The organism is Streptomyces hiroshimensis (assembly GCF_014650335.1).
Lineage (GTDB): Bacteria > Actinomycetota > Actinomycetes > Streptomycetales > Streptomycetaceae > Streptomyces > Streptomyces hiroshimensis.
In genome coordinates this window covers 333,886-349,329 of the sequence record NZ_BMUT01000002.1, presented here as the reverse complement: position 1 = coordinate 349,329, position 15,444 = coordinate 333,886, and the positions used below count along the sequence as shown (strand labels likewise).

Sequence of the window (15,444 nt, the reverse complement as noted above, 5' to 3'; positions counted from 1 at the left end):
CTCAGTTCAGGCCCAGCAGCTGCCGCATCCGCGCGTACTTCGCCTTCAGGCGTTCCCTCGTCGGCTCGTCGAGTTCCTTCGCCCGCTCCGGGTCGGAGTTGTGCGCGATGTCCGACTCCTTGATCAGGAGGGCGCCCGGCGTGGCCAGGATGCGGGCCGCGTACGCCTCCGGGGCCTCGCCCGGGCGCTTCGTCACCGCCAGGACCATGTCCTTGACCGGGCGGGGCAGCTCCGCCCCCTCCAGCCACTCCTCGCTCACGGCGCCGTCCTCGACGGCGTCGTGCAGCCAGGCCGCGGCTATCTGCTCGTCGCTGCCGCCGCGCCGCCGTACGCCCTCGGCGACGGCCGCCAGGTGCTCGGTGTACGGGCGGCCGGCCTTGTCCGTCTGGGCGGCGTGGGCGCGCCGCGCGAGTGCCTCTACGGCGGCGAGGTCGAGAGCGGTCATGGGCGTCCTCCGTGGTGCGGTGCCGGTCCGGCACCGGGTTCAGTGCCGGCAGATCAGCAGCAGGGCCCGGTCGTCGTTGACGTCCTTGGCGACGGCCTCGATGAGGTGCCAGGCGGCGCCCTGGAAGCCGGCGGAGACGTAGCGGTCGGCCTCGCCGGTGAGGCGGTCCATGCCCTCGGTGAGGTCCCGCTCGGAGGTCTCGACCAGTCCGTCGGTGAAGAGCATGAGGACGTCGCCGGGCTGCAGCGTGCCCTTTATCGGGTCGAACTGGGCTCCGTCGTACACGCCGAGCAGCGGGCCTTCCGCGGCCTTCTCCTCCCAGCGGCCGGTGCCGGCGCAGAGCTGGAGGCCGGGCAGGTGGCCCGCGGAGAACATCTCGTAGTCGCCGCTGTCGAGGTCGAGGACGAGGTGCACGGAGGTCGCGAAGCCCTCGTCCCAGTCCTGGCGGAGCAGATAGCCGTTGGCGGCGGGGAGGAAGGCGTGGGGCGGCAGGGAGCCCAGGGGTCCGCCGAAGGCGCCGGAGAGCAGGAGTGCGCGGGAGGCGGCGTCCATGCCCTTGCCGGAGACGTCCGTCAGGACGACCTCCAGGGTGCGGCCGCCGTTCGTGCGGGCGGCGACCACGAAGTCGCCGGAGAAGGACTGGCCGCCGGCCGGGCGCAGCGCCATCTCCCGGTGCCAGCCGCGCGGCAGCTTGGGCAGCTTGCTCTGGACGCGGATGCGTTCGCGCAGGTCGAAGAGCATGGTGCCGCCGCGCCGCCAGGGCACGCCGACGCGGCTGCGGAACTGGGCGATGAGCAGCCCGAGGAGGCCGACGGCGGCGACGACGAGGATCGTGCCGGGCGTGACGCGGACGCCGTCGCCGGACGCCTCGGGGTTCAGCACGGCGGCCTCGGCGACCAGGGCGGCGGCGGAGGCGGCGTACAGCGCGAGCAGGCTGGCGGGGCGCAGCAGCAGCCCGCCGGCGACGATCGGCAGGACGAGGGCGGTGGGCACGCACCAGGCGGGCAGCGCGATGGTGGTCAGGGCGAGGGCGGGGACGGTGAGCAGCAGGGCCGCGAGGGCGATCCAGTCGGAGCCGTCGCCGCGGAAGTAGTCGACCCCGGCTTTGCGCACGCTTGTGCGAGCCCGGTGCCATGCCTTGCGCATCCGGGCCGTCGGGGTCTCCGCACCGCCAGTCATTGCATCGTGACCTTATCCACCCATTCGGCGGTGCGTCGACTCACGCCGCGCCGACACGGCCGCGCACGGTACGTCCCGTGCGGCAGGGTCGGCCCCTTATGCGAAATTCCTTCGCCCGAGGGGCCGGGTCGCTGCTAGGCATGGGGGCATGACGACGGAGTTGCGAGTCCTGCGCGATACCGAGTTCGACGCCTGGTACGCCGCGGTGGAACTGGGGTTCGGCGGGGTCCCCGAGGCGCCGGAGGAGGCCGCCCTGTGGCGTGAACTCACCGGGTTCGACCGGTCGATCGGGGTCTGGGACGGCGCCGAGGCGGTGGGTACGACCGGGGCGTTCGCCCTGCGGATCACGGTTCCCGGGGGCGCCTGCGTGCCCGCGGCCGGGGTGACGATGGTGACCGTGCGGCCGACGCACCGCAGGCGCGGCGTGTTGCGGCAGATGATGCGGCGGCAGCTGGACGACGTACGGGCCTGGGGCGAGCCGCTGGCCGTCCTGACGGCTTCCGAGCCGGACATCTACGGGCGGTTCGGCTACGGCATCGCGACCCACTCCCTGAGCGTCCGTATCGATACGACTCGCGTGCGCGTGTCCGCACCGGCGGGCACGGACGGGGTGCGGTTGCGCTTGTCGAAGCCCGATGAAGCGCGCGACGCCTGCGAGGCGGTCTACGCACGCCGGGTAGCCGCCCGCCCGGGCATGCTCGCGCGGCAGCCGGGCTGGGACGCGCTGCCGCTGCTGGACCCGGCGGACGGGCGCGAGGGCGCGTCACCGCTGCAGTGCGTGCTCGCCGAGGAGGGCGGGCGGACGGTGGGGTACGCGCGGTACGCGGTCCGGCCGGTGTGGGCCGAGTCGGGCCCGGGCGGGACGGTGCTGCTGCGCGACGTCGAGGCGCTGGCCCCGGCCGCGTACGCCGCCCTGTGGCGCTATCTGGCGGACCTCGACCTGACGTCGCTCGTGACCAGCCACAGCCGCCCCGTGGACGACCCCCTGCTGCATCTCGTCAGCGACATCCGGCGATGCGAGCCGCGGGTGAAGGACGCCCTGCACGTGCGGCTGGTCGAGGTGGGGGCGGCGCTCTCCGCGCGGACGTACCGGAGTCCGGTGGACGTGGTGCTCGACGTCGCCGACGAGTTCTGCCCCTGGAACGCCGGGCGGTGGCGGCTGACGGGCGATGCGAAGGGCGCCTCCTGCGAGCGCACCGAGGACGCGGCCGACCTGGCCCTGTCCGTGCGGGAGCTGGGGTCGGCCTATCTGGGCGGGGTGTCCCTGGCCGCGCTGGCCGGGGCCGGCCGGGTGCGGGAGCTGCGCGAGGGGGCGCTGGAGGAGGCGGCGGCGGCCTTCGGCAGCGAGGTGGCGCCTTGGCTGCCGCACGGGTTCTAGCCGCACGGTTTCTCACGGAGGCCCGGATCACTTACGGCCTGACGGGGTGTCAGCGCTGCTGGCAGCCCGGGCACCAGAAGAGGTTGCGGGCGGCGAGACCGGCGGTGCGGATCTCGCCGCCACAGATGTGGCAGGCCATCCGGGCGCGGCGGTAGACGTAGACCTCGCCGCCGTGGTCGTCGACGCGCGGCGGGCGGCCCATGGCCTCCGGGGTGTGCTCGGGCCGTACGGTGTCGATTCTGTTGTTGCGCACGCCCTCGCGCATCAGCTCGACCAGATCCGACCAGATCCCCTCCCATTCGGAGCGGGTCAGATCACGGCCGAGACGGTAAGGGTCGATTCCGTGCCGGAAGAGGACCTCGGCGCGGTAGACATTGCCCACGCCCGCGATGACCTTCTGGTCCATGAGCAGGGCGGCGACGCTGGTGCGGCTCCGCGAGATGCGGTGCCAGGCCGCCTCGCCGTCGTCTTCGGCGCGCAGCGGGTCCGGGCCGAGGCGGTCGTGTATCGCCTGCTTCTCGGCGCCGGTGATCAGGGCGCAGGTGGTGGGACCGCGGAGGTCCGCGTAGGCGTCGGGGTTCGCCAGGCGCAGGCGCACCGTGTCGGTGGGGGGCGGGGCGTGCCCCGTCCCGAAGGTGTACTTGCCGAAGAGGCCGAGGTGGATGTGGATCCAGTCGCCGCCGGCGGGTCCGCCGAAGCCGAGGAAGAGGTGTTTGCCGTGGGCTTCGGCGGTCTCCAGGGGGCGGCCGTCCACAAGGGCCGCGCCGTCGGAGAACTTGCCCTGGGGGCTGGTCACGCGGACGGTTCGGCCCGCGAACGCGTCGCGGTGGTCCGCCGCGAGGCGGTGGATCGTATGCCCTTCGGGCATGGGGGCATCTCCTGTGTACTTCCGTCTGCAGGCGGCCGGTGGTTTCTCCCCTGACCCGCCCCTTCCCGAAACCGGGGCTCCGCCCCGGCCCCCGACCGCGCTCCGCGCGGCGCCCTCAAACGCCGGGCGGGCTGAAATTTCAGCTCGCCCGGCGCTCGGGACGAAAGGGTCAGCCCTGCTGGGGGTGGTGCGCCGGGATCTCCGGGAGCTCGCCCGTCTCCTCGTAGCGGGCCAGCATCTCGATGCGGCGGGTGTGCCGCTCCTCGCCCGAGTACGGCGTGGCCAGGAAGATCTCGACGAACTTCGTCGCCTCCTCCTGGGTGTGCATCCGGCCGCCGATGCTGATGACGTTGGCGTCGTTGTGCTCGCGGCCGAGGGCGGCCGTCTGCTCGCTCCAGGCCAGGGCGGCCCGGACGCCCTTGACCTTGTTGGCGGCGATCTGCTCGCCGTTGCCGGAGCCGCCGATCACGATGCCGAGGCTGTCGGCGTCGGCGGCGGTCTTCTCGGCCGCACGGAGGCAGAACGGCGGGTAGTCGTCCTGGGCGTCGTAGATGTGGGGACCGCAGTCGACGGGCTCGTGGCCGTGGGCCTTGAGCCACTCGACGAGGTGGTTCTTGAGTTCGTAGCCGGCATGGTCGGAGCCGAGGTACACGCGCATGCGTCCGAGTGTGGCACGAACGGGGACCGTGATCGGCCAGCAGGTCGTCGTAACGCTGAGTGAACACAACGAAATGGATTCGGGTCTTCCTAAAGTCGCCTTCGAAAAGTTCTAATGCGGTGGCTCGTAACCCGAGAACCAAAGGAACAACCCGAAGGAACGTGCATATGAGCGCGACACCGCCGACCATGACGAAGGGGTCGACGACCGGCGATCCCGGCAACGCCCCGGCGGCGGGCGGGGACGGCCTCAAGGCCGGACTCAAGAACCGCCACCTGTCCATGATCGCCATTGGCGGTGTCATCGGTGCGGGCCTCTTCGTGGGTTCCGCCTCCGGCATCGCCGCCGCCGGCCCCGGCATTCTGATCTCCTACGCCCTCGTCGGCGCGCTCGTCGTCTTCGTGATGCGGATGCTCGGCGAGATGGCCGCGGCCAACCCGACCTCCGGCTCGTTCTCCGCCTACGCGGACCGGGCGCTCGGCCGCTGGGCCGGTTTCTCCATCGGCTGGCTGTACTGGTTCTTCTGGGTCGTCGTGCTGGCGGTCGAGGCGACCGCGGGCGCCAAGATCCTCAACGGCTGGGTGCCGGGCGTCCCGCAGTGGGCCTGGGCCCTGATCGTGATGGTCGTGCTGACGGCCACCAACCTCGCCTCGGTCAGCTCGTACGGCGAATTCGAGTTCTGGTTCGCCGGCATCAAGGTCGTGGCGATCGCCGCGTTCGTCGGGATAGGCCTGCTCGCCGTCTTCGGCGTGCTCCCCGGCTCGGAGAACCCCGGCCACGGCTTCGACCTGCTCACCTCGCACGGCGGATTCCTGCCCAACGGACCGGGCGCGATCCTCACCGGTGTGCTGATGGTCGTCTTCTCCTTCATGGGCAGCGAGATCGTCACGCTCGCCGCCGGTGAGTCCGAGGACCCGCAGCGCGCGGTCCGCCAGGCCACCAACAGCGTCATCTGGCGCATCGCCGTGTTCTACCTCGGCTCGATCTTCGTCGTGGTCAGCCTGCTCCCGTGGAACAGCAAGGAGATCGCGGAGAAGGGCAGCTACGTCGCGGCGCTCGACTCGATCGGCATCCCGCACGCCGGCCAGTTCATGAACGTCATCGTCCTGACGGCCGTCCTGTCCTGCCTGAACTCCGGCCTCTACACCGCCTCCCGCATGGCCTTCTCCCTGGGCCAGCGCGGCGACGCGCCGAAGTCCTTCGCCACGGTCAGCAAGCGGGGCGTGCCGCAGGTCGCCATCCTCGGCTCGGTCGTCTTCGGCTTCCTGTCGGTGATCTTCAACTACGTCTGGCCGGACACCGTCTTCAAGTTCCTGCTGAACGCCTCGGGCGCCGTCGCCCTCTTCGTCTGGCTCGTGATCTGCTTCACCCAGCTGAAGATGCGCGGCATCATCCTGCGCGAGATGCCGGAGAAGCTCACGGTGAAGATGTGGCTCTTCCCGTACCTGACGTGGGCCACCATCGGCATGATCACCTTCGTGCTGGGCTACATGCTCTACACCGGCGGCGACAACCGTGAGACGGTGCTCGCCTCCGTGCTGGTGGGTGTGATCGTCGTGGCGCTGGGCCTCGTCCTGGACCGCCGCCACCGGGCGAACGCCGGGCGCTAGCCGTACCCCGTCCCGCATACGCAGCGGCCCGCGTCCCCTTCGAGGGGGACGCGGGCCGCTGCGTATGGAGGGGAAAGCCGAGGGGAAGGTCAGCCCCGGCGTCCCAGGAGCCTCCACGCAGTGGGAAGCGCTCCCATGGCCAGCGCGGCCTTCAGCGCGTCGCCGATGAGGAACGGCGTCAGACCCGCCGCCACGGCCTCGGTGAGGGACATGTTCGTCGCCAGGGCCAGGTACGGCACGCCGACGGCGTAGATGATCGCGGAGCCGAGCGCCATCGTGCCGGCGGTGCGCAGGACCGAGCGGTCGGCGCCGCGGCGGGCGAGGGCGCCGACGACGGTCGCGGCGAGCAGCATGCCGAGGACGTAGCCGAAGGACGGGAAGGCGGCGCCGGACTTGGCCTCGGCGAACCACGGCATGCCCGCGACGCCGGCGACGGCGTACAGGGCGAGGGAGAGGAAGCCGCGGCGGGCGCCGAGCGAGGTGCCGACCAGAAGGGCCGCGAAGGTCTGGCCGCTGACCGGGACCGGGGAGCCGGGGACGGGGACGGCGATCTGCGCCGTGAGGCCGGTGAGGGCGGCTCCGCCGAGGATCAGGGCCGCGTCGCGCACACGGGCACGCCCGGCGGTGGACGCGGGGAGCAGATCGGCGAGGACCGTACCGGTCCGGGGAACAGAGGCAGCGGCGGTGGCCATCTTTACTCCGCAGATAAGTGGTGGGGACAAGTGACTTTGTGACGTTAGCCGAGGGCACTCGAACGGACATCGCGCGGCAATGACAAAGGCGGGCCGTCCTGCTTGGAGACTTCCCCGGGTGGTTCCCGGTGCGGGCGGAATATCGCGTGATGCTTGTCACTGGAGCTCGGTGAGGCTTGGCTCGGACCGCATTGCCGGGAGAATGTGGAGTCACCTATACCCCTTTGCGCTCCGCGCGAAGATCGCCAGCGCCTTTTCGCGCGGATCCGAGAGTACGAAGCCATGCACGACGCACCCCCCGCCGCGGATTCCCTCGCGGCCGAGAAAGAACCCCTGTCGGCCGGGCTCAAGCAGCGGCATCTGACGATGCTCGGGCTGGGCGGCGTCATCGGCGCCGGCCTGTTCGTCGGTTCCGGCGCCGGCATCGCCGTGGCGGGGCCGGGCATCATCGTTTCGTATCTGATCGCGGGCGCGCTCGCGATGCTGGTGATGCGGATGCTCGGCGAGATGTCCGCCGCCATGCCCGCCTCGGGCGCCTTCTCGGTGCACGCCGAGCGGGCCCTGGGCCGCTGGGCGGGCTTCACCGTCGGCTGGCTGTACTGGTTCCTGCTGGTCGTCGTGCTGGCCGTGGAGGCCACGGGCGCGGCGCAGATCGCGAACGGCTGGGTGCCGGGCGTGCCGCAGTGGGCCTGGGTGCTGATCTTCATGGTGGTCTTCACGGCCGCCAACCTCACCGCCGTGAAGAACTTCGGCGAGTTCGAGTTCTGGTTCGCCGCGCTCAAGGTCGGCGCGATCGTCCTCTTCCTGGGCCTGAGCCTGCTGGCGATCTTCGGCGTGCTGCCGGACACCGAGGCGGTGGGCTTCACCAACCTCACCGGCCACGGCGGCTTCCTGCCCAACGGCGTGAGCGGTGTCGTCTCCGGCGTCCTCGCGGTCGTCTTCGCCTTCGGCGGCCTGGAGGTCCTCACGATCGCCGCGGCCGAGTCCGACGACCCGGCGCGCGCGGTCGGCCGTGCGGTGCGCAGCGCCGTGTGGCGCATCCTCTTCTTCTACGTGGGCTCGATGCTCGTCATCGTCACCCTGCTGCCGTGGACGTCCATGGAGCCGGGCAAGAGCCCGTACGTGGCCGTGCTCGACCACATCGGCATCCCGGCCGCCGGGCAGATCATGAACATCGTGGTCTTCGTGGCGCTGCTGTCGGCGCTGAACGCCAACCTCTACGGCTCCTCGCGCATGGTCTTCTCGCTCGCCGAGCGCGGCGAGGCGCCCAAGGCGCTGCTGAAGGTGTCGGGGAGCGGTGTGCCGCGCCGGGCCGTGCTGGCCTCGGTCGCGTTCGGTTTCGCCTCGGTGATACTCAACCTTCAGTGGCCGGATTCGATCTTCCGGTACTTGCTCAATGCCGTGGGTGCGGTACTGCTCTTCGTGTGGGGCCTGATCGCCGTCTCGCAGCTGCGGCTGCGGCGCCGCATCGAGCGGGAGATGCCGGAGCGGCTCGCCCTGCGGATGTGGTGCTTCCCCTATCTGACCTGGGTCGCTCTGGCCGGGATGGCCGGAGTGCTGGTGCTGATGCTGACCGACGAGGGGGCCCGGCCGCAGCTGATGTGGTCGGCCGTGGCGACCGGTGCCGTGCTCCTGGTGGCCGGTGTGCGCGAGCTCCGGCTGCGCCGGGCGGGCTGACCGGCCCGCCGGGTCGGCTCGTTTCCGTCGCCTTCTGGCGAGATGTCAGGCACGCACAGTCATACCTGCGTCTGAATATCGGACAGCCCTGTCACAGGTGTTGTCCTGGGCGAACATGACCCCCACACTGAGGCAACTTTTCCGCTCTCACCCCACGGGACACACACGACCATGACTCGGACTTCTGCGACCTCCGCGCCCGAGCGCGCGGTCAGCGACCAGGCGCCGGGCGGCACGGATCTGTCGCACGGCCTCAAGCAGCGCCACCTGTCGATGATCGCCCTCGGCGGCGTCATCGGCGCCGGCCTCTTCGTCGGCTCCGGCGCGGGCATCGCCGCGGCCGGTCCGGCCATCGTGCTCGCCTATGCCGTCTCCGGACTGCTCGTGATGCTCGTGATGCGGATGCTGGGCGAGATGGCCGCGGCCAATCCGGCCTCGGGCACCTTCTCCGTGCACGCCGAGAAGGCGATAGGCCCCTGGGCCGGCTTCACGGCCGGCTGGATGTTCTGGGTCGAGCTCTGTGTGGGCATCGCCGTGGAGGCGATCGGTGCGGCCCACATCATGCAGTCCTGGTTCCCCTCCACGGCCTCGTGGATGTGGGTGCTGATCTTCATGGCGGTCTTCTGCGGGACGAACCTCGCGGCGGTCAGCAACTTCGGCGAGTTCGAGTTCTGGTTCGCGACGCTCAAGGTCGCCGCGATCGGCGTCTTCCTCGTCCTCGGCGTCCTCGCCATTTGCGGCGTGCTGCCGGGCACGGAGGCGCCGGGCACCGACAACCTCACCGGCCACGGCGGCTTCGTCCCCAACGGTGCCAACGGCCTGGTCGTGGGCCTGCTCGCCTCGGTCTTCGCCTACGGCGGCCTGGAGACGGTGACGATCGCGGCGGCCGAGTCCGAGCAGCCGGTCAAGGGCGTCGCCCAGGCCGTCCGCACGGCGATGTGGCGGATCGCCCTCTTCTACGTCGGCTCGATGCTGGTCGTCGTCACCGTGCTGCCCTGGAACGACAAGTCGCTCCTGACGGACGGCCCCTACGTGGCGGTGCTGAAGTACCTGGACATCCCGGCCGCCGGGCAGATCATGAACGTCATCGTGCTGGTTGCCCTGCTCTCCGCGATGAACGCCAACATCTACGGCGCCTCCCGGATGTCGCACTCCCTGGTCATGCGCGGCGAGGGCCCCCGCTTCCTGGCCAAGGTCAGCAACGGTGTGCCGCGGCTGACCGTCATCGCCTCCTCCGCCTTCGGCTTCTTCGCCGTCCTGCTCAGCTACTGGTGGCCGGACACCGTCTTCAAGTGGCTGCTGTACATGACGGGCGCCGCGGTGCTCGTGGTGTGGGGCTTCATCGCCGTCACCCAGCTGCGGATGCGCCGGCAGCTGGAGCGCTCGGCGCCGGAGAAGCTCGTGGTGAAGATGTGGCTCTTCCCGGGGCTGACCTGGGTGGCCCTGGCCGGGATCGTGGCGGTCCTCTCGCTGATGCTGCGCGAGGAGGACACCCGCGTCCAGCTGTACTTCACCGCCGGGCTGACGGGCGCCCTCGCCCTCGTCGGCTACGTGCGGCAGCGCATGACGGCCGCGAAGCACTGACCGAAGCACTGACCGCGGACTGACCGCGAGCGGCTGACCGCACCTTCGGCCACCATCACACCCCCCACGAGGCGGGCTGGGTCCTGATCTTCAGGACCTAGCCCGCCTCGGTCTTTGGTCGGAGATCACTCCCCCTTACGGCCTGTCAGATGCTCTTGCTGGTAGCGTCTACCTGCAAGTTAATTGCAATAAGCAGTCGGAGGGCTCGGCATGGCCATCTACACACTTCCTGAACTTCCCTACGATTACGCTGCGCTGCAGCCGACGATCGACGCAAAGATCATCGAGCTGCACCACGACAAGCACCACGCGGCGTACGTCAAGGGCGCGAACGACACCCTGGAGCAGCTCGCCGAGGCCCGCGACAAGGACCAGTGGGGCGCCATCAACGGCCTGGAGAAGAACCTGGCCTTCCACCTCTCGGGTCACATCCTGCACAGCATTTACTGGCAGAACATGTCCGGTGACGGCGGCGGCGAGCCCCTCGACAAGGACGGCGTGGGCGAGCTCGCCGACGCCATCGCCGAGTCCTTCGGTTCCTTCGCCAAGTTCAAGGCGCAGCTGACCAAGGCCTCCGCGACCACCCAGGGCTCCGGCTGGGGCGTCCTCGCCTACGAGCCGATCAGCGGCAAGCTGATCGTCGAGCAGGTCTACGACCACCAGGGCAACGTCGGCCAGGGCTCGGTCCCGATCCTGGTCTTCGACGCCTGGGAGCACGCCTTCTACCTGCAGTACAAGAACCAGAAGGTCGACTTCATCGACGCCATGTGGGCGGTCGTCAACTGGCAGGACGTCGCCAAGCGGTACGGCTCCGCCAAGGAGCGGGCCAACAACCTGCTGCTCGTACCGTAAAAGCTCATTTTTTACGGGGGAGTTCTCCCCCGACCCCTCTGTCCTGCTCGTGATCGTCTTCTCACCCTTCACGTGGCAGGCGGACAGGCCCCCGCACTGCGGGGGCCTGCTCATTTCCGGCCCTTCTCCGGCTCACGCGTGGCCGAACGCCTCGCCCGTCACCGTGAACCCCTTCGCGAGTCCCACGTCGTGCAGCCGGGCGAACCGGCCGGCGTCCCAGCACGTGCACACCGCGAAGCGGTAGTCGGCCGACGTCGTCCCGTCGGCGGCGACCCGTACCGTGCCCGTCAGCCGGTACTCGAACGCGCGCAGCGCCAGCCACCAGTCGACGCCGCCCGGCCGCGGGGAGAGCCGTACCTCGCGCCGGCCGCTGTCCGCGGGGTACGCGGCGGCGGTGCGGGGCCCGTCGCGCCACCGCTCCAGCGCCTCGGCGCGCCAGCGCTCCAGCTGCGCCTCGGCGGCGGACCGCACGGCCGGAAGGGTGAGCAGTCCGTCCGCATCCACGCGGTGCGCGGCGCCGGTGCCGCGCAGGTAGTGGCGCAGCGTCGCCGCCGCGCGGCGCAGGCCCAGCGCGGACCGCAGCGGGACGAGGGCCTGGCAGCGTGCTCGCAGCAGCAGGTCGCACGGGCGTACGGACTGCTCGGCGAAGTGGCCTGCGGCCGGCGCGTCTGCTTCGGCCCGGCCCCCGTCGAAGCCCAGCGGCGGCGTGAGATCGGTCTGGCCCATACCGGGACATTAAGGGAGGGTGGGCCGGAGTGCGCGTTCAGCCGGGTCCGGCACCGCCGGTCCGGCCCGTCGTGGCTCGGCGCCGCTGCGGCGGAGAACAATTACCCGCCGCAACGGCGAGCACCCACCGCGGCGAGGGTCCGGCGGAATGCCCGCCCGGCGCGACGCGTACGTCTGTCTAGTCGAAGACCGGCCCGCTCGTGCGCGTCCGCTTGATCTCGTAGAAGCCCGGCGTCGAGGCGACCAGCAGGGTGCCGTCCCACAGTCTCGCCGCGGCCTCGCCCTTGGGGGCGGGCGTGACGACCGGGCCGAAGAAGGCGATCTGCTCGCCGTCCGCGCCCGGCACCGCGATGACCGGCGTGCCGACCTCCTGGCCGACCTTGGAGATGCCCTCCTCGTGCGAGGCGCGCAGCTCGGCGTCGAAGGCGTCCGACCGGGCGACGTCCGCGAGCTCGGCCGGCAGGCCGGCCTCCTCCAGGGCGGCGACGATCGTCGCGTGGTCCCGGGGCAGGCCCTGGTTGTGGAAGCGGGTACCGAGGGCCGTGTAGAGCGGGCCGAGGACCTGCTCGCCGTGCTTGGCCGCGGCCGCGATGCACACCCGCACCGGGCCCCACGCCTCGGTCTGCATGATCGTGCGCATGCGCTCGTCCATCGTGTCGAGCTTGTCCTCGTTGAGGACGGCCAGGCTCATCACGTGCCAGCGCACCTCGACGGGGCGGACCTTCTCGACCTCCAGCATCCAGCGCGAGGTCATCCAGGCCCAGGGGCACAGGGGGTCGAACCAGAAGTCGACGGGGGTCTTGTTCTCCACAGCGGTCACGCGGATCTCCTCGGACGAACCATTCGGTCGCCGTTTCAACAAACACACCCCGTGCCATGATTCCGCTGTCGCCCGAGACACACCATCCAGCCGAAGGAGTCCCGACGTGCCCGGTGAGAACCTGACCCGCGAGGAGGCCCGCGAGCGGGCCCGGCTGCTGGCGGTGGACGCCTACGAGGTGGCCCTCGACCTGCGGTCCGCGGTGGCGGCGGGACAGGAGCACCGGACGTTCCGGTCGGTCACCACGGTGCGCTTCCGCTGCACCGAGCCCGGGGCCGCGACGTTCGCGGACCTGCTGGCGCCCGCCGTGACGGCCGTGACCCTGAACGGCCGCGCCCTGGACCCGGCCGCGGTCTTCGACGGCTCGCGGATCGCGCTCACGGACCTGGCCGCCGAGAACGTCCTGGTCGTGGACGCTAGTTGCGCATACAGCCGGACCGGCGAGGGCCTGCACCGCTTCGAGGACCCCGAGGACGGCGAGGTCTACCTCTACACGCAGTACGAGCCCGCCGACGCCCGCCGCGTCTTCGCCAACTTCGAGCAGCCCGACCTCAAGGCGCCCTTCGCCCTCACGGTGACCGCGCCCGCCGGCTGGACGGTGCTGGGCAACGGTGCTCAGGTCGGCGAGCCCGAGCCCGTCGCGCCGTCCGCCGCCACCTGGCGCTTCGCGCAGACGCTGCCGATCTCCACGTACATCACGGCGGTCGTCGCCGGCCCGTACCACGTGGTCCGCGACCACTACAGCCGCAAGCTGCCCGACGGCACCGTCCTGGAGATCCCGCTGGGCGCGCTGTGCCGCAAGGGCCTGGCCCGGCACTTCGACGCGGACGACATCTTCACCGTCACCAAGCAGGGCCTGGACTTCTTCCACGACAACTTCGACTACCCCTACCCCTTCGGGAAGTACGACCAGGCGTTCGTGCCCGAGTACAACCTCGGCGCGATGGAGAACCCGGGCCTGGTGACCTTCCGCGAGGAGTTCGTCTTCCGCGGCAAGGTGACGCAGACGTCCTACGAGGGCCGGGCCAACGTCATCCTGCACGAGATGGCGCACATGTGGTTCGGCGACCTGGTCACCATGGAGTGGTGGGACGACCTGTGGCTGAAGGAGTCCTTCGCCGACTTCATGGGCACCTTCTCGATGGTGGAGGCGACCCGTTTCGACCACGGCTGGATCACCTTCGCCAACCGGCGCAAGGCATGGGCGTACCGTGCCGACCAGCTTCCCTCCACGCACCCCGTCACGGCCGACATCCACGACCTGGAAGAGGCCAAGCTCAACTTCGACGGCATCACCTACGCCAAGGGCGCCTCGGTCCTCAAGCAGCTCGTCGCCTACGCGGGCCGGGACGCCTTCCTGGAGGGCGCCCGGCGCTACTTCAAGCGGCACGCCTTCGGCAACACGCGCCTGACCCACCTGCTGGAGGTGCTGGAGGAGACCTCCGGCCGGGACATGGCCGCCTGGGCCCGCTCCTGGCTGCAGACCGCGGGCGTCAACTCGCTCACGCCGCTCGCCACGTACGACGCCGCCGACCGGATCACCGAGCTCGCGGTCCTGCAGGAGGCCTCGGCCGACCACCCCGAGCTGCGCCCGCACCGCGTGGCCGTGGGCCTCTACCGCCGCGAGGCGGCCGGCGCCCTGGTGCGCTACGCCCGCGCCGAGGTGGACGTCGCGGGCCCGCGTACGGTCGTGGCCGAGCTGGCCGGGGCCGAGCGCCCGGAGCTGATCCTGGTCAACGACGACGACCTGACCTACTGCAAGGTCCGCTTCGACGAGGGCTCCCTGGAGACGCTGCGCGCCCACCTGGGCGAGCTCGTGGACCCGCTCGCGCGCGCCCTGTGCTGGTCGGCGCTGTGGAACCTCACCCGCGACGGGCTGATGCCCGCCCGCGACTTCATCTCCCTCGTGGAGCGGTTCGCGGGCGCCGAGAGCGAGGTCGGCGTGCTGCAGATGCTGCAGGCGTGGGCGCGGACGGCTCTGGTGCACTACGCGGCTCCCGCGTGGCGCGAGGAGGGCGGGCGGGTGCTCGCCGAGGGCGCGCTGCGCGAGCTGCGGCTCGCCGAGCCCGGCAGCGGCCACCAGCTGGCGTGGGCGCGCTTCTTCGCCCAGGTCGCCTCCTCCCCCTCCGACCTGCAGCTGCTGCGCAGCCTGCTGGACGGGCCCGCGAAGATCGACGGGCTGGAGGTCGACCAGGAGCTGCGCTGGGCGTTCCTCGCCGCGCTGGCGGCGCAGGGAGCGGCCGACGAGGCGGCGATCGCCGCGGAGCTCGCCCGCGACAACACCGCCTCCGGCGAGCGGCACCGCGTCCGCTGCCTGGCCTCCCGGCCCTCCGCCGAGGTCAAGGAGGAGGCGTGGCAGACGGCCGTCGTCTCCGACAAGCTCTCCAACGCCCTCGCCGAGGCCACGATCGCGGGCTTCGACCAGCCCGGCCAGCGGGGGCTCCTCGCGCCGTACGCCGAGCGCTACTTCGCGGTGATCGAGGGCGTCTGGCGCGAGCGGTCCATCGAGTACGCCATGGCCGTCGTGCGGGGGCTCTTCCCGATGCTGCAGGACGACTCCCGCACCCTCGCTGCGGCCGACGCGTGGCTCGCGGAGCACGCGGACGCGCCCGCGGCGCTGCGACGGCTCGTGCTGGAGGCCCGCGACGACCTCGCGCGTGCGCTGCGGGCGCAGGAGCGGGACGCCGCCGCGGAGTAAGTCCCCGGGGGCGGGGGTACGGTCCGGCTGCGGGGTGGTCCCGCAGCCGGGGCGTTCCGGTTCCGGCCGAAGCCGGGCGTCGTCCGGCACCGCCGAATGCGTAGTACGGGGTTTCCCGCCGTCGCGGCGGACACGAGAAGCCGCCTGCGGCGCAGGCGAGGAGGGGCGCCGCCCCCGGGCCCCACGCGCCGGCCCGAAGGCCGAGGGTCCGCCCCGCGTCCGCAAGGCGAGCCGATCGTCGAACACCCGTACTTTAG

At 71.2% G+C, this 15,444-nt stretch carries 13 protein-coding genes; 6 read left to right on the top strand and 7 right to left on the bottom strand.

The features are described 5' to 3' along the window. Position 1: 1 nt before the first annotated feature. Both IE241_RS06860 and IE241_RS06855 read right to left on the bottom strand, forming a co-directional pair. Positions 2–445 (bottom strand): HD domain-containing protein, encoded by a 444-nt coding sequence (locus tag IE241_RS06860; protein WP_190020721.1) that lies wholly within the window; start codon positions 443–445, stop codon positions 2–4. Positions 446–484: 39 nt separating this feature from the next. Further along, positions 485–1,624 (bottom strand): PP2C family protein-serine/threonine phosphatase, encoded by a 1,140-nt coding sequence (locus IE241_RS06855; RefSeq protein ID WP_190020720.1) that lies wholly within the window; start codon positions 1,622–1,624, stop codon positions 485–487. Between the two features lie 148 nt (positions 1,625–1,772). On the opposite strand from IE241_RS06855, the gene IE241_RS06850 reads away from it, so the two are divergent. After that, complete coding sequence (locus IE241_RS06850; RefSeq protein WP_190020719.1) at positions 1,773–3,002, top strand: GNAT family N-acetyltransferase; 1,230 nt, start codon at positions 1,773–1,775, stop codon at positions 3,000–3,002. Positions 3,003–3,051: 49 nt separating this feature from the next. Here the strand turns inward: IE241_RS06850 and IE241_RS06845 are convergent, their stop codons facing one another. Then, entirely contained in the window at positions 3,052–3,870 is an 819-nt protein-coding gene (locus tag IE241_RS06845) for an Fpg/Nei family DNA glycosylase (RefSeq protein WP_190020718.1), read from the bottom strand. A 169-nt stretch (positions 3,871–4,039) separates the two neighbouring features. Beyond that, positions 4,040–4,528, bottom strand: coding sequence for a ribose-5-phosphate isomerase (locus IE241_RS06840; RefSeq protein ID WP_190020717.1), 489 nt, complete (start codon positions 4,526–4,528; stop codon positions 4,040–4,042). 167 nt (positions 4,529–4,695) lie between these two features. On the opposite strand from IE241_RS06840, the gene IE241_RS06835 reads away from it, so the two are divergent. Beyond that, on the top strand, positions 4,696–6,138 hold the full coding sequence (locus IE241_RS06835; RefSeq protein WP_190020716.1) for an amino acid permease: 1,443 nt from the start codon (positions 4,696–4,698) through the stop codon (positions 6,136–6,138). A gap of 89 nt (positions 6,139–6,227) precedes the next feature. Here IE241_RS06835 and IE241_RS06830 read toward each other — a convergent pair whose 3' ends face one another. After that, on the bottom strand, positions 6,228–6,830 hold the full coding sequence (locus IE241_RS06830) for a biotin transporter BioY (RefSeq protein WP_190020715.1): 603 nt from the start codon (positions 6,828–6,830) through the stop codon (positions 6,228–6,230). 282 nt (positions 6,831–7,112) lie between these two features. Here IE241_RS06830 and IE241_RS06825 point away from each other — a divergent pair, with 282 nt between their 5' ends. From IE241_RS06825 to IE241_RS06815, 3 genes are all read left to right on the top strand, one after another. Next, complete coding sequence (locus IE241_RS06825; protein ID WP_190020714.1) at positions 7,113–8,507, top strand: amino acid permease; 1,395 nt, start codon at positions 7,113–7,115, stop codon at positions 8,505–8,507. A 171-nt stretch (positions 8,508–8,678) separates the two neighbouring features. Further along, the gene (locus IE241_RS06820) at positions 8,679–10,091 is read left to right on the top strand and encodes an amino acid permease (protein ID WP_190020713.1); all 1,413 of its coding nucleotides are present in this window, start codon (positions 8,679–8,681) and stop codon (positions 10,089–10,091) included. A 210-nt stretch (positions 10,092–10,301) separates the two neighbouring features. Further along, complete coding sequence (locus IE241_RS06815; RefSeq protein WP_190020712.1) at positions 10,302–10,943, top strand: superoxide dismutase; 642 nt, start codon at positions 10,302–10,304, stop codon at positions 10,941–10,943. Positions 10,944–11,075: 132 nt separating this feature from the next. Here the strand turns inward: IE241_RS06815 and IE241_RS06810 are convergent, their stop codons facing one another. Both IE241_RS06810 and IE241_RS06805 read right to left on the bottom strand, forming a co-directional pair. Further along, a complete protein-coding gene (locus IE241_RS06810) occupies positions 11,076–11,669 on the bottom strand; it encodes a hypothetical protein (RefSeq protein ID WP_190020711.1) in 594 nt (197 codons plus the stop codon). 178 nt (positions 11,670–11,847) lie between these two features. Further along, positions 11,848–12,489 carry a DsbA family oxidoreductase gene (locus IE241_RS06805; protein ID WP_268254355.1) on the bottom strand — a complete coding sequence of 214 codons (642 nt, stop codon included), beginning with the start codon at positions 12,487–12,489 and terminating at the stop codon, positions 11,848–11,850. A gap of 106 nt (positions 12,490–12,595) precedes the next feature. Here IE241_RS06805 and pepN point away from each other — a divergent pair, with 106 nt between their 5' ends. After that, positions 12,596–15,187: an aminopeptidase N gene (gene pepN, locus IE241_RS06800; RefSeq protein WP_190020710.1), complete on the top strand. Its 2,592-nt coding sequence runs from the start codon at positions 12,596–12,598 to the stop codon at positions 15,185–15,187. The last annotated feature ends 257 nt before the right edge of the window (positions 15,188–15,444 follow it).